Genomic DNA, 14,784 nt, shown 5'->3' on the forward strand with positions numbered 1-14,784 from the left:
TCCATAAATTTCCTCGCCTAAATATACGATGCGTTCTGAAACTCTTTGTGGCCACGATCTATTTTACGACTTTGCAGTATTATTTAAAAAGCACTACCCGTGAATTTGTTTTTCAACGCATCCAATCTGCGCTTTGGCGGTGGCATTACATTTACCCAGCAGCTATTGCAGGCATTATTGCCGTTGCGGAAAAACGATCAGATTACGATTGTAGTGCCAAATGGCGCAGGTTATGAATCACTGGCGCAAACGCCCAATGTGCAGCTGATATTCGTACCGGACCGTTTTCATTATTCCCGCATCAGCAAGTATTATTACAATCGTTCAGTTTTTGAAAAATGGGCGAAGCAGGCGAATGCCGATAAAATCATCAGTCTGGGCAACATTGCATTTCCATCGCCAGGCATAACACAGTTGCTATTGATACAAAATGCTTTTCTTTTCTATCCGGAATCGCCCGCCTGGAGCAGAATGAACATCAGGCAATTTACTTACAACCGGATGATGAATGCGTATACCGCCAAACACCTCAAATTTGCCAGCGCTTATGCCGTGCAAACGGCTGTAATGAAAGAACGGCTTTGCAGGCTTTTTGACATCGATCCGGAAAAAGTTTCCATTGTTCCGAATGCCATTGCGCATTCTTCTTCTGGAAATGACAATATCGGAACAGCGAAAAACGACGGCATTCGTTTGCTGGTGCTAAGCAAATACTATGCGCATAAAAATTTCGAGATCCTGTTGCCGCTGGCGAAAGAAATAAAACAACAAAAGCAAAACATCACGATTACGCTTACGCTGGACGCAAACGAATCAAAAGATACGGCAGCCTTCCTGGAAACCATTCAGAAAGAACAACTGGCGGATGTCGTTAAAAATCGTGGACATGTGCCGCTGGCCGAGATTGAACAGACCTTCCATTATTACGACGGACTACTCTTTCCTACGCTGCTGGAGTCATTTTCGGGCACTTACCTGGAAGCAATGAAATCAGGCAAACCAATATTTACCAGCCGTTTTGATTTCGCCACGCATCTCTGCAAAGACGCAGCGTTTTATTTCAATCCGCTGGATGCCCGTTCTATCTTACGCACCATCACTGACGCATTTGCGCAGCCCGAAGCAATCATTGCAAAAGTTGGAAAAGGCCATGAAATACTGGACGAAATGCCCGACTGGCAACGCGTAGCGCAATCTTTCTCAGAAATTATTGATAGGTTTGAGTAATGTGCGGCATTGCTGGAAGCATACATAAAAACCTGACCGATGCACAAGCTGCGGCTTGTCTCGAAAAAATGGCCCATCGCGGTCCGGACGATATGGGTATGTATCGTGATGGCGATCTGTGGCTCGGACATCGACGACTATCCATTCAAGATGTTTCGGAACGTGGCCACCAGCCGATGGTCAGCGAAGATGAAAATTATGTGCTCGTCTACAACGGCGAACTCTACAATAATGCTGCGTTGCGTGAAGATCTTCAGCGGAAAGGGTTTTCGTTCCGCTCACAGTCCGATACAGAAACCTTGCTCAAAGCCTATATCGCTTACGGAAAAGAATGCCTGTCGCGACTGAACGGCATTTTTGCGTTTGCACTTTACAATAAAAGCAAACAGGAACTTTGGGTAGTCCGTGATCCACTTGGCGTAAAACCACTCTATTATTACACCGACGGCGAATCTTTTCTGTTCGCTTCAGAACTGAAAAGTCTGCTGCACCTGCCATTAAACTACAGCCTCGACCAGACAGCGTTTTACCGCTATTTATCGCTTCTTTACAGTCCTGGTACCGTAACACCATTCCGGCATATCCATAAATTATTACCCGGTCATTATTTGGTTATCGATACTGCTTCGGGAAAAATCAAAGAAGAAAAAACCTTTTACCGCGCACCGTTTAACGGCCAGTACGAGCCGCTTTCAGAAAAAGAATGGCTGGACGAACTGGACAAACAACTCACAAACGCCGTAAAACAACAATTGCTGTCAGACGTTCCGGTCGGTTATTTTCTTTCGGGCGGACTGGATTCAAGCTTAATTTTAGCTATCGCAAAAAAATTACAACCGGGCCTCCCACTGCAGGCCTTCACTATTGATACGGGTCATCTATTCAAAGAAGAAGGTTTTGATGATGACCTGCCTTACGCACAGAAAGTGGCCAAATGGCTGAATGTTCCGTTGCAGGTCATTCCTGCGGATTCCGATGTGCTCAAGAACTTCGATCAGATGATCTGGCAGCTGGACGAACCGCAAACCGATCCCGCATCCTTATTTGTGCAACAAATTGCAACCGCTGCCCGAGAAAAAGGAATCAAAGTTTTATTAGGCGGCACCGGCGCCGATGATGTGTTTGCAGGCTACAAAAGGCATCTGGCTTTGCATCTGGAAAAATATCTTTCTAAAATTCCGACGCCCGTACAGAAAGGGATTAAAACTATTGCAAGACTGCTGCCGCAAAATGCACAAACCAGACGCGTACAAAAATTACTACAACCTGGCCAAACGCCTTTGCAACGCAGAACAAGTTATTATTATTGGTTGCCGCAAATGCAGACAAAAGAATTATTCAGGACGGAGCTGCGCAGCTCACTACCCGACCTGGACGTATTTTTCCTGGATTTGCTAAAAGAAATTCCGGCCGAGCAATCGCCGCTCAATCAAATGCTGTATTGGGAGCTACACAGTTTTCTTCCCGATCAGAATCTGAACTACACCGATAAAATGGGAATGGCTGCAGGTGTAGAAATCCGGGTTCCTTTCCTCGACACACACATTATTGCGCTGGCCGCGAAAATGCCGCCTTCCCTTAAACTGAAAGGCAAGGAGACTAAATATATTCTAAAAAAACTGGCCGAACGCTATCTGCCCCATGAGATTATTTACCGTCCCAAAACCGGCTTTGGCGCACCGATCCGACAATGGGTAAATAATGAGATGAAAGAAATGGTTGGCGAAAGATTAAGTGAAGAAACCCTTCTTCGGTCTGGTATTTTTGAACCCAGTGCCGTGAAAAAACTCATCAGCGATACCGCCTCCGGCACCACAGACGGCGCTTATGCCATCTGGTCGCTGTTGGCGATAGATTCTTGGTTACAGCAATTCTCTACAAAATGTGTTTAATGTGCGAAATCTGAAAAATGTGGTGCTACACGAAAAAACACATTCACTACATTTAAACACATTTGTCACATGCCATTTTCACATTCCCCACATTAAACACATTGACCACATTTACACACATTCCGCACATTCATTAAATTTACCCCATGTACCAGATCATCCAGGATTTAAAGAACGGCGATACCACACTTGAAACAGTGCCGGCACCGGCAATACAAGACGGTGAAGTATTGATACGTACTACCTACACCCTGGTTTCACTGGGTACAGAACGGATGCTGGTGGCCTTCGGAAAAGCCGGATGGATTGAAAAAGCACGTCAGCAACCGGAACGTGTAAAAATGGTGCTCGATAAAATAAAAACCGACGGACTAAAATCCACTTTCAACGCGGTTAATAATAAACTAAACCAGCCATTGCCGCTCGGATATTGCAACGCAGGTATTGTAATCGGCATCGGAAAAAATGTATCAGGTTTCCAGATTGGAGATCGTGTGGCATCAAATGGCGCACATGCAGAAGTTGTTTCCGTTCCACAAAATCTGGTTGCAAAGGTACCAGATAGTGTTTCTGATGAAGCTGCTGCTTTCACAGTAGCGGGCGCCATTGCGCTGCAAAGCATCCGGCTGGTACAGCCTTCTTTAGGCGAAACCGTTGTGGTTACGGGTTTAGGACTTATCGGACAAATCACCGCGCAGTTGCTGAAAGCAAATGGTTGTCGCGTGATTGGCATTGATATTGATGAAGTAAAACTAACGCTGGCGCGAAATGCAGGCATTGAAGCCGTGCACGCGGATAGCGCAGCTGCAGCCGTTTATACAGCAACCAATCAATATGGTGCCGATGCAGTAATTATAACGGCAACAACACAAAGCAATGAAGTTATCTCGCAGGCGGCAAATATGTGTCGCAAACGCGGACGCATTGTATTGACGGGCGTCATTGGCCTCGAACTGAACCGCGCTGACTTTTACGAAAAAGAACTCAGCTTCCAGGTTAGTTGCTCTTATGGCCCTGGCCGCTACGATTTGCAATACGAAGAGAAAGGCAGCGATTACCCGATCGGTTATGTACGCTGGACAGCGAAGCGGAATTTTGAAGCCGTGCTGCAAGCCATCGCATCCGGCCAGCTCGATGTTCGTCCGCTGATCACCAAACGTGTGCCACTTACAAACTATAAAGACATTTACGATCACCTTTCCGACAATCAGGTAATCGCAGCATTGATGGAGTACCCTGAAATGGTGAACCGTGCGGCAAGTATTCAATTGCAAACCCACGATTTTTCCGGAAGCAATACTGTTTTGGGATTAATTGGCGCAGGGAATTTCACTTCGTCGTTTGTTTTGCCGGAGTTGAAAAAAAATGGTGCACAGATTAAGACTATAGCGAGTGCTAATGGACTTTCCGCCGCTATTCTGGCGAAAAAATTTGAAATACCGACTGTCACGAGTGATTATCGCTCGATTCTGAACGATGACCAGGTAGCCGCAGTATTTATTACCACGCGTCATCATCAGCATGCAACGATGGTTTCAGAAGTGCTGCTTGCCGGAAAAGATGTATTTGTGGAAAAGCCTTTGGCAATTAATGAAAGCGAACTGAACGAGGTAATCACGGCCTATCAGCAAAGCAAAAAAACGTTGAATGTAGGCTTCAATCGCAGGTTTGCTCCACTGGCACAAAAAATGAAACAATTAATTTCCGGCAGTGAAAATATCCCGTCGAATATTATTGTGACCGTAAACGCGGGCAGTATTCCTCATAATAACTGGCTGCAGGATATGGCGCTCGGCGGAGGCAGAATTATCGGCGAGGCTTGTCATTTTGTAGATCTCTGCACATTCCTTTCTGGGTCTTATGTGCAGGCTGTTTGCATGAATGCAATGGGGCCGGAAAAAAATATTACATCCGACAACGTCACCCTGTTGCTGCAATATGCCAATGGTACGAATGCGACCATCCATTTCTTTGCCAACGGCAGCAAGGCTTATGATAAAGAACGCGTAGAAGTTTACAACCAGGGACGCACACTCGTTCTCGAAAATTGGAAAAAACTTACGGGCTACGGATTCAAAGGATTTTCGTCTGTATCAGGCAGTCAGAACAAGGGCCACGCCGCACAGTTCCAATTGTTACTAAACCGTTTTAAAAATGGCGGACCAGCATTGATTCCATTTGATTCCCTGATCAACACCACCCAGGCTTGCATTGCAGCATTGCAGAGTCTTACTGAAGCGCGATGGATACCAATCAGTGATCATTAGCGGTCAAAAGTGCTTTTACCCGAAAAGTAGTTCTGAAATAATTTGGTTGTCGAAACATTAAGCTATTGCACGTTTTCCCAGATGAAGCAACATGGCGGTCTCTGAAATGATTTCGTCTACGGTTGCCTCATTTTTCCGATCACAAAGCACCACCTTCATTTCCTTTTCATCTTCGTTAAAATACATAACGGCGCGCCATTGTGCTTTCATAAAACCAAAACGTTTTACCGGCGTTTTCTTTAGTTTTAAAAGTGTCTTGAAATAATATTGCTTTTCAATGCTGTCCCGACAAAAAACAATCAGCTCATTTTTCGGCCGGACACTGACATCAACCTGAGCACAAAAAAATACAAATATCTCCATCCCTATTGGCGCGAGGCCTGCGGAAATGACCGTCTTAATATTTGCGCTGAACATACAAATGAGAATAAACATCAAAAAGAAAATGGTTCGAACCGTTCTGCAGACTATTTTTCTTTTTGGGGTAAAGCTGTTCTTTAAAACATATCCCTCTGCTTCCTTGTAGTAGTGTTTCAATTCCATAACCACTTTTTATACATCTCATTTAATTCCAACAGACAAGAGGACCACTTAATCCGATCCTTTATTTACTTATTCTTTGCATCCATCAAATTTGAGGCCAACTTTATTTACCTATTAATCAATCCACTGAGCAGCGCTTTCCAAAACCTTTCTGTTTGCTAACTTTGAAATAAAACCGATGAACTATGGATTTTGGGAAAGTACCGGAACGTGAATTGGAGCAAATTGACTTTACACTGCCGCCCGATCCTGCGGTAACCACAGAAACGCTGAAGAAGGGGAAAGGAAAAACAAAATTTCACGTAGGTTGCGCCAAATGGGGCCGGAAGGACTGGATCGGGAAATTATATCCGAAAGGCACTAAGGAAAAAGACTTCCTTGAATATTATGCGCATTTGTTCAATTCCATAGAGTTTAACGGATTTTTTTACAGCCAGCATTCGCGCGAACAGGTAGAAAAATGGAAAGAAAAAGTGCCGAAAGGCTTTAAATTCTGTCCGAAATTCACGCAATCCATTACCCATTTTAAGAGACTGAAAGACACCCGTGCCGAGGTCGATTCGTTTCTCAATATCGTTGACGCTTTCGGTGATACACTCGGGCCGTTGTTCCTGATGCCGCATCCTTCCATGAACCTGAAAACATTGCCGGATATTGAAGCATTTATTGAAGACTTTCCGAAAGATGTGGCCCTGTTTCTGGAGCTCCGCAATGAAGAATTTTACACAGATGGTTATAATCCTGAGCTGTATGCATTTCTACGAAAGCACAAACGGGGCACAATTATTACAGATGCCGCCGGCCGCAGAGATTGCGTCCATATGCATCTGAGCACACCGGAATGTTTTATCCGTTTTGTGGGTAATTCACTTCACCACACCGACTATGAACGGATAGACGAATGGGTAGACAGGTTAGGCAAATGGATGAAAGAAGGACTGCAACAGTGTTATTTTTTTATGCATCAGCACGAGGAATTGCATTCGCCGGAACTGATCAAATATTTCGTAGAGCAGATGAATAAAAAGAACCATACGGAACTGAAAGCCCCCATATTACAAGAAAACACGCTATTCTAAAAGCGAAACACCACACTGCTTACAACTCAAAACTTATAACGTATAACTTAAAACGTATAACTTAAAACTTCCAACCTAAAATAACGGTCAAAAAACTTGACAGGCATATACATTTTACGCTATCTTCGCCAAAATTTTTGCACACATGAACTTGCATGAATATCAAGCCAAGGAGCTGCTGAAACGTTACAACGTACCTACACAAGAAGGTATCGCTGTTGACAACGCTGATGACGCAGCAAAAGCATATAAAGAGATCTCTGTAAATACTGGTAGCAAATTTGCGGTTGTAAAAGCGCAGATTCACGCAGGTGGCCGTGGTAAAGGTACCATGATCGAAGTGCCTGAGCAGCACGGTGTACAGGTGATTAAAAGTGCAGAAGACGTAGAAAAAGTTGCTAAAAATATTCTGGGTAATACGCTGGTAACAATCCAGACGGGCCCTGCTGGTAAAAAAGTAAGCAAAATCCTCGTTGCACAGGATATGTATTACGATGGTCCTAGCGAGCGTAAAGAATTTTACATTTCTATCCTGTTGGATCGTGCTAAAAAACAAAACGTAATCATGTATTCTACCGAAGGCGGTATGGATATTGAAGAAGTAGCACACCACACTCCTGAAAAAATCTACAAAGAATGGGTAGAGCCTAATTCTCCATTGTTGCCATTCCAGGCGCGCAACATCGCATTCAACCTCGGTCTGAGCGGTGAAGCACACAAAAACATGGTGAAATTCGTGACTAACCTGTACAACGCTTATGTTGGCCTGGATTGCGCGATGCTCGAAATCAACCCACTGTTCAAATCTGCAGATGATAAAGTCTTCGCAGTTGACTGTAAAATGAACCTCGATGACAACGCACTGATGCGTCATCGTGATCTGGCTGATCTCCGTGATAAAAGCGAAGAAGATCCTACAGAAGTAGAAGCTGCTGAAAGCAACCTGAACTATGTAAAACTCGACGGTAACGTGGGTTGTATGGTAAACGGCGCTGGTCTGGCAATGGCTACTATGGATATGATCAAACTGGCGGGCGGTGAACCTGCAAACTTCCTGGACGTAGGCGGTACTGCAAACGCTCAGACTGTTGAAGCTGGTTTCCGTATCATCATGAAAGATCCTAACGTAAAAGCAATTCTGATCAATATCTTCGGTGGTATCGTTCGTTGCGACCGCGTTGCTGCTGGTGTAATCGAAGCTTACAAAAACATGGGTACAATCAATATTCCGATCATCGTTCGTCTGCAAGGTACCAATGCTGAAATCGCGAAAGAACTGATTGAAAACTCAGGTCTGAAAGTACAATCTGCTATCCTGCTGAGCGAAGCTGCTGAACTGGTTCAAAAAGCTGTGAGCGCTTAATCTCATCAAGCATATTTTTTTGAAAAAGCCTCCCAACGGGAGGCTTTTTTGCTTCCGGCACAAGAGTTACATAGCGTTCTTAGTGTTTAAATATCTTGCCAGTCTCCCTATTGGCACCTCATAGCAGTGAAATACCAAGCTGCAGTCCGAGACTGCTAAAGATGATAGACACGAGTCGCCCTTCGGAAGACCCCCGCCAGTGTTTTTGACTTTTGACTTTTGACTTTTAACTTTAGTTCATGTATTCTTTTACCACACACTGGCAGCTAAAAGCACCGCTTGAGAAAGTCTGGGACGTGCTTTATAACACTGCTTCCTGGCCGGACTGGTGGAAAGGCGTTCTGGAAGTAAAAGAAATCCGGGAGGGAGCCGTCAATGACATCGGGGTCCTCTTTGCCTATAAATGGAAAGGTGGTAATCTACCCTATTCGCTTTCTTTTACCATAGAATTAAAAGAAAAAGTAGATTATCAGATGTTGCGCGGCGCTGTTTCGGGCGATCTCGAAGGACAAGGCACCTGGCGTTTTGAAGAAAAAGACGGAGTCTGTCATATCCACCATCTCTGGCAGGTACGGACTAAAAAAAAATGGATGACCCAATTGGCATTTCTGCTCAGGCCTGTATTCAAACATAACCACGATAAAGTAATGCAGTGGGGTGCGAAAGGATTAGCGCAACTACTCAACGCCGAACTGATCAGTTTTTAGCTTTAGCACTTTCAGACATTTTATCTCGCTTCTTGGCAGTTGATTTTTCCTCGTGATTTTCCTTTGCTTCATCGATTGAATGCGTGGTAAAAAGTTCAATATCCTTCTTCGCCAGTTCACTAATCGTGACGTAAAATTGTTTCAATGTAAGTAGCTCCTCTTCGGTCAGATCTTCTGCGCTCACTAATCTGTTGCTTGCAGTCTCCGAAGCGGCAATCAATTCGTTTAGCTTCAGATGAATGGCCGCCGTATCTTTATTTTGCGACTGCTGAATTACGAATACCATCAGGAAAGTAATAATCGTAGTGCCTGTATTGATTACCAATTGCCAGGTGTCCGAATAATGAAAAATGGGGCCAGTGGCACCCCATACTACAACAATTAGAATGGCGAGGATAAAAGATACAGGCCTTCCGGTAACTTGCGTCACTTTGGTAGAAAACCGGTCAAAAATAAGTCTGAGTCTACTAGTCTTCTTTTTCATAAAATCACGCCCATAGTCGCATCAAATACTATAAGAATAATGCCACAAAATCGCTGATGGTTTATCTTGACGGTTAACATGGAACTTCAAAACAAAAAGGGCGCTTATGCGCCCTTTCAATTATAATTTTGAAAAACGGGTTGTGTTCCGAATTTCTTTATTGTCACTTTGAATATTTACCAGATAGTTGCCAGGTAATAGCCCACCCAATGAAACTTTCAATTTTCCTATGGAAACATCATGGTATTGCTGTTCAGTGATTTTCCGACCGTCTATGCTATATACAACGATACTCAAATTTGAAGCCGCACTCAATGTTACGTCAACAGACAGATTATTTTCATTTTCCGATAGCACAGATGGATAAACCTTGCATTGTGCATCTGTTTGCGCTACACTAGCCGGAATTGTTCTATAACCACTTTCGTGATAGAAATTGCAATCATGATAACCAGTAACATATGGCTGTATTTCCGGAATATTATAATCATTCTGGCCATAGACATCATAAGACGAATAATGATAGCTGGCGGTTGGTAAACTCGCGTTACCGTCTTCTAGTGGAAAATCCCACTGTCCGCAAACAACCCCATTATGATCGGTGCTCAAAATCCGCCCATATCCGATCGTTGTGCTATTATATGGCCCGGATGCCCCTATCATCACATAATTTTCATCATGCAGGGATGGGTTGTAATTAACAATTAATCCGTTGGCATATCCGTTTTCTGCAACCATGTACCTTTTTGAAAAAAGTGAAGTTCCATCAGGTCGAACTTTAATCAGAAAAAAGTTGATTATGCTCTGTGACAATGTACCCTGATCCGCTGCTTGCCCGGCAATTAAATAGCTACCATCTATTTGACTTTTCTGAATTCTATGGGGAACTACCTCGTTGCAACTCGGAAACCAATAAAATTTCTGCATGGTCATGTTCAAGGAATGATCTACTTTGATCAAGCCTATTTGAGAAGCAATTCCCGGACCTGCCTGAGGGCAAGCTGCAAATTGGAATGTCACAGCTACAGTGTTATCATCCCAATCGTACTCCGAATCAAAACCAGTCGGATAAGAACAAGCGGTCAAAGCCTGATAGTCATTAACAATGTTACCGTTTTCGTCGATACTCATTTGGAAATAAAAACTTCCGCCGGGATCGGTTGGACTTATCGGATTCTGATTTCTTAGCCCGCCGATATAGTAACTATTGTTACCAAAATCATCGCGGCCGGAATATGAAATTGTATTAGCAAGATCATTTACAGAATACGCATCGCTGATGTCTTCAGCATATTTTTTATTCCAGACAAGATTACCATCTCCATCAATTCTAAGTACATTCAATACGCTACGGTAGCGATATGGCGCCAGGTTATCTCTATAGTCAACATACCCTGTATGTCCTGAAGTAACCATCATATAGCCTTCTGAAGAAGCGTTCTCCATGTGTGTCGCATCAATACGTAAGCCGGCATCTAAATTAACCGAATCTGAATTAGACAGATACTCTTTAGCCCAAACCAAATTTCCCCCAATATCGATTTTAATAGCCATGGGATTATAATACTGGCCGACCGTAAAAAAAATAATTCCATCATCATCGGTATGCACTAACCGACCCCAATAATCGCCAACGTGCATCGGCAAATTAGAATAGGTCCGTTCCCATAACAAATTGCCATTGTAATCATACCGTCGAAAACCGGTAATAGAAGAAACGGTACAGTATTCTCCATTGGCACACGCAACAACATCTTCTGCAGTCCTGGGGACGCTGTAGTTTTTGTTGTATTGTGCATGGGCGAAACTGGAAGAAAGAAACAGGCTTAAAGCCGATAGGACTGCGGTACGCAGGGTTTTCTTGTTCATATTTTCGGTTTTTCAACTTTAAAATAAAAACATATGACAAAAAAAGCAATCAACATTTACTGATAATCGCAATTAATTAAAAATCCCTGCTGATGTTCGCTGGGAATATTCACCTAAAACAAAAAACCGCCACATTGCGTAGCGGTTTTCCAATAGCTTGAAACTAACATTATCTTATCAGTGTAACGTCCCCTTTATAAGTCTCAACATAGCCATCCGGATACGCAATCCGGATAATATAATTATAAACACCCACATCCTGAGCAACTCCCTTCCAGGTCCCATCCCAGCCTTTTTGACCATCGCCTGTGCTGAATATTTCCTGCCCCCAACGATTGAATACCCGAAACTCGGTTACCTTTTGGAAACTAAGATTTACGATTTTGAATACATCATTTTTGCCATCTCCGTTCGGTGTAAAAGCGGAGGGAATCATCAGATGATCCCTATAATCTATACTGATTTTGATACTGTCAGTTTCGCGGCAACCGTTGGAATCAATACCCGTCAGATAATACTCTGTAGGTTCTAAAGGCGAAGCAACCGGATTCATGAGGTTAGGATTATTCAGGCTTGTTGTCGGAGACCAGGAATACAGATATCCCCCGGACGAATGCAGTTGAACGCTCTGCCCGTATTTAATCATGGTATCGCTGTTTACAATCTTCACATTCGGTAGCGGCTTCACTGTTACATGAATTTTAAATGTGTCACGACAGTTTACACTATCGCTAACAATCAGGTAATATTCACGATCTCCGGGAGGTGTCGCCACAGGATTTGCACAATTACTACAACTCAGGCTGACAGCAGGTTTGAAATTTCCATCTTCATACCAATGATAACTATAGGCGCTGCTCGCATGTAATACAATAGACGCTCCCATACATACAATAGTATCTTTTGGCCACACAAGCGCTTTATGGGTAGACACGTAGATACCCACCGAATCGGTTATTTTACAACCGCTGTGCCCCACTGTACTCACATAATACTTCGTACTTTCCGGCACATAGGCAATTGTACTTGCATTCGTTGAATCAGACAGTAACATGCCCGGGCTCCAGGTATAGCTGAATGGCATTGTATCGGCATTGCAATAATTAAAGCGCATCTGCGGTATTTCGGTATACGCAACAGGACCAAGGAATGCCGGATTACTGCCACAGATATTGCCAGATGTATAGTATGTAGTCAAAGTGCTGATATAACTGGTGCTGATATAATACGTGTAAACTGGCGCCACGGCACTTGGATTGGCATAACAAATCTCTACGATCAGATTCTGCGTGGTGTCCCAGCTATAAGGCTTATCAAAATTAAATTTCACATAGCCATTTGCTCCCGCCACTACACTGACAGGACCTGTTGCGGTGTATACAGGTGTAGTGCCCGATACCTGTCCTGTTGTGGCGCTCAGATTTGACATACCTGTGCACTTCAATGCAATCTTTAAATTGTTGAACACCGCCGGACCTGATGACGCAGGATTTAACCGGAAAGACAAGCTTTTCAAAGTAGCGGAATGTACCCCACTTCCCAGCAAGTCAGATTTGCGGAGCAGGTACTGATGTTTCGCGGTGATATAAGTGCCATAAAATGGACTGGTAGCCGTGTTTGAATGCGCAATTGACGGCAATAAGCCATCCGGGACTATGTCGGCAGAATCGGTAGCGGTGCAGGATACAATATCTACAGTGCCGCAGGAGAGATTCCTCAAAGGAGCAGGACCTGTAGCCTGGGCCTGTAGCGTCGTATAACCAGGCTGACACAGAACAACTGCATTTGGAGTAATCGTTATTTTATTAGCACTGTCAACATGAACTGTTATGGTATCCATCAGCTTACAATTAGCCGGGAGTCCGTTGTTGACAACTTTTACCTGGTAAGTAGTGGTATTATGAATGATGGCCTGTGGATTGTAAATATTAGGATTATTCAACCCTATTGCGGGGGCGCCGCTTACATCCGTCCAGGCATAAGACAGGCCACTAATACCCGCGGCAGCTTCTAATTGAACCGGATTATTATTAAGTGCACAATAACCATATTTATCCGGACCGGCGTCGACACCGGTGATAACCTTAATCAATATTACCATTGAACTCCGGAAAGCTATGGGCTGTTGTGTCGTACAAGAGGAATCTACGGCATCAATCTTTAAAATATGATCGCCGATATCATTGACGGTCGGATGCCAGGAGAAATTCCCAATCGGATTACCAGAACCATTATTTGTGACTGTAAACGTTGCACCCGGGGTTGCTGCGGTATCCGCATATAAGCTTACCGAATTGCTGGCAGATTGAGAATGTGCCTGCAAGCCAAATGAGAAAGTGGTACCCGGACAACCGACAAGTACATTGCCAGAAGTTGAAATAAACTTTCCACCCTGTACGTTTAAAGGAATACTGTCAATTCGCGGTGCAGTGGAATTGCAGGCCAGTACAGAAACCTGTACATCGCGTGTGATATAGCCCAGGCGTGTACCCGTCGCCCGGTCGTATTCATAACAACGGAAAGCCAGAACAAATTTGCCTTGCAGCGTTGGTAAGAAATCAGCCATACCAGTGGTTGAATCTACATGATAAGGAATTCCTGAATGGATCGGATTCAGGGACGAATAACCTCCGCTATAAGGTATCTCCGTATTTACGCCGCAGGCGCAGCTTCCTCCGCTGACACAACCTTCCGGCTGTTTATTTTCTATTCGCAGTGAATCTCCATTCGGATCGACGGGACCGTTAAAAAATATGGCCTGTTGGTTTTGACACAAATAAGGAATTGGCTGTACTGTAAAACGCGGAGAACTGTTGTTATAACGAAACGCGTTATTAAAACCCAACCGGATCAAAATATCTTCCCCACCCGGTACGCAAAGATTTAAGATGCCTCCGTTGCGGGAACTATTCCGCCAGACAAACTCCCAGTCATCACTCGTATCGGGTAACGTAATGATTGTTGTGTATTCAGACATAACGAAGCCCGGCCACGGAGAATTCGGTACACGGCAAGAATTAATAGCGGTAAAACTGGAACACAGCTGATCTAGTGTATCACTTGGATGATTCGTTCCGGTGGTATCAACGGCGACTTGCGTAACGTTAACGCCCAATTTCGCCGATGAATAACTTATATGCTCCGGATAAGTCAGGTTAGCCGCCCCCGGCTCGCATGCTTTATAAATATCCAATACAACCCGGTATTTGAGATCCGTTGGGCCTGTGCCGATATAGGTAATGTACATATCTGCAGCCGCAAAGTGAGTAGCCAGCGTCTTATTTACTCCCGACAAACTAATGATTAAGACAAAGCACCAGACTATTTTTTGAGCGAATTTAAAATTAACCTTC

10 protein-coding genes are annotated in these 14,784 nt (G+C 44.0%); 6 read left to right on the plus strand and 4 right to left on the minus strand.

The features are described 5' to 3' along the window. The first annotated feature begins 99 nt into the window (after positions 1-99). From DN068_RS04040 to DN068_RS04050, 3 genes are all read left to right on the plus strand, one after another. Positions 100-1,227, plus strand: a complete 1,128-nt coding sequence (locus DN068_RS04040) for a glycosyltransferase (protein WP_110997612.1) — start codon at positions 100-102, stop codon at positions 1,225-1,227. Continuing rightward, positions 1,227-3,119 carry an asparagine synthase (glutamine-hydrolyzing) gene (gene asnB, locus DN068_RS04045; RefSeq protein WP_110997613.1) on the plus strand — a complete coding sequence of 631 codons (1,893 nt, stop codon included), beginning with the start codon at positions 1,227-1,229 and terminating at the stop codon, positions 3,117-3,119. Before DN068_RS04040 ends, asnB begins: the two co-directional genes overlap by 1 nt. Positions 3,120-3,265: 146 nt before the next feature. Then, positions 3,266-5,386, plus strand: a complete 2,121-nt coding sequence (locus DN068_RS04050) for a bi-domain-containing oxidoreductase (protein WP_110997614.1) — start codon at positions 3,266-3,268, stop codon at positions 5,384-5,386. A gap of 57 nt (positions 5,387-5,443) precedes the next feature. Here DN068_RS04050 and DN068_RS04055 read toward each other — a convergent pair whose 3' ends face one another. Next, positions 5,444-5,929: a hypothetical protein gene (locus tag DN068_RS04055; protein WP_123985229.1), complete on the minus strand. Its 486-nt coding sequence runs from the start codon at positions 5,927-5,929 to the stop codon at positions 5,444-5,446. A 185-nt stretch (positions 5,930-6,114) separates the two neighbouring features. Between DN068_RS04055 and DN068_RS04060 the strand changes: the two genes are divergently transcribed. The 3 genes from DN068_RS04060 to DN068_RS04070 all read left to right on the plus strand — a co-directional run bounded on the left by DN068_RS04060 (position 6,115) and on the right by DN068_RS04070 (position 9,078). After that, positions 6,115-7,008 carry a DUF72 domain-containing protein gene (locus tag DN068_RS04060; RefSeq protein WP_110997616.1) on the plus strand — a complete coding sequence of 298 codons (894 nt, stop codon included), beginning with the start codon at positions 6,115-6,117 and terminating at the stop codon, positions 7,006-7,008. A 145-nt stretch (positions 7,009-7,153) separates the two neighbouring features. Continuing rightward, the gene (sucC, locus tag DN068_RS04065; protein WP_110997617.1) at positions 7,154-8,371 is read left to right on the plus strand and encodes an ADP-forming succinate--CoA ligase subunit beta; all 1,218 of its coding nucleotides are present in this window, start codon (positions 7,154-7,156) and stop codon (positions 8,369-8,371) included. Positions 8,372-8,610: 239 nt separating this feature from the next. Then, positions 8,611-9,078, plus strand: coding sequence for an SRPBCC family protein (locus DN068_RS04070; protein ID WP_110997618.1), 468 nt, complete (start codon positions 8,611-8,613; stop codon positions 9,076-9,078). Here the strand turns inward: DN068_RS04070 and DN068_RS04075 are convergent. The 3 genes from DN068_RS04075 to DN068_RS04085 all read right to left on the minus strand — a co-directional run bounded on the left by DN068_RS04075 (position 9,068) and on the right by DN068_RS04085 (position 14,726). Beyond that, the gene (locus DN068_RS04075; protein WP_110997619.1) at positions 9,068-9,562 is read right to left on the minus strand and encodes a low affinity iron permease family protein; all 495 of its coding nucleotides are present in this window, start codon (positions 9,560-9,562) and stop codon (positions 9,068-9,070) included. The two genes, DN068_RS04070 and DN068_RS04075, sit on opposite strands and share 11 nt — an antisense overlap. Before the next feature lie 120 nt (positions 9,563-9,682). Further along, positions 9,683-11,431 carry a T9SS type A sorting domain-containing protein gene (locus tag DN068_RS04080; protein WP_110997620.1) on the minus strand — a complete coding sequence of 583 codons (1,749 nt, stop codon included), beginning with the start codon at positions 11,429-11,431 and terminating at the stop codon, positions 9,683-9,685. 169 nt (positions 11,432-11,600) lie between these two features. Next, entirely contained in the window at positions 11,601-14,726 is a 3,126-nt protein-coding gene (locus tag DN068_RS04085; RefSeq protein WP_165836272.1) for a gliding motility-associated C-terminal domain-containing protein, read from the minus strand. Between the last annotated feature and the right edge of the window lie 58 nt (positions 14,727-14,784).

This window comes from Taibaiella soli, assembly GCF_003236175.1.
Lineage (GTDB): Bacteria > Bacteroidota > Bacteroidia > Chitinophagales > Chitinophagaceae > QKTW01.

Excerpts from the sequence above, each read along its gene's own strand:
- DN068_RS04050 (WP_110997614.1), top strand. The coding sequence starts at position 3,266 with ATGTACCAGATCATCCAGGATTTAAAGAACGGCGATACCACACTTGAA.
- DN068_RS04075 (WP_110997619.1), bottom strand. The coding sequence starts at position 9,562 with ATGAAAAAGAAGACTAGTAGACTCAGACTTATTTTTGACCGGTTTTCT.
- sucC (WP_110997617.1), top strand. The coding sequence starts at position 7,154 with ATGAACTTGCATGAATATCAAGCCAAGGAGCTGCTGAAACGTTACAAC.
- DN068_RS04070 (WP_110997618.1), top strand. The coding sequence starts at position 8,611 with ATGTATTCTTTTACCACACACTGGCAGCTAAAAGCACCGCTTGAGAAA.
- DN068_RS04055 (WP_123985229.1), bottom strand. The coding sequence starts at position 5,929 with ATGGAATTGAAACACTACTACAAGGAAGCAGAGGGATATGTTTTAAAG.
- DN068_RS04060 (WP_110997616.1), top strand. The coding sequence starts at position 6,115 with ATGGATTTTGGGAAAGTACCGGAACGTGAATTGGAGCAAATTGACTTT.
- DN068_RS04080 (WP_110997620.1), bottom strand. The coding sequence starts at position 11,431 with ATGAACAAGAAAACCCTGCGTACCGCAGTCCTATCGGCTTTAAGCCTG.
- asnB (WP_110997613.1), top strand. The coding sequence starts at position 1,227 with ATGTGCGGCATTGCTGGAAGCATACATAAAAACCTGACCGATGCACAA.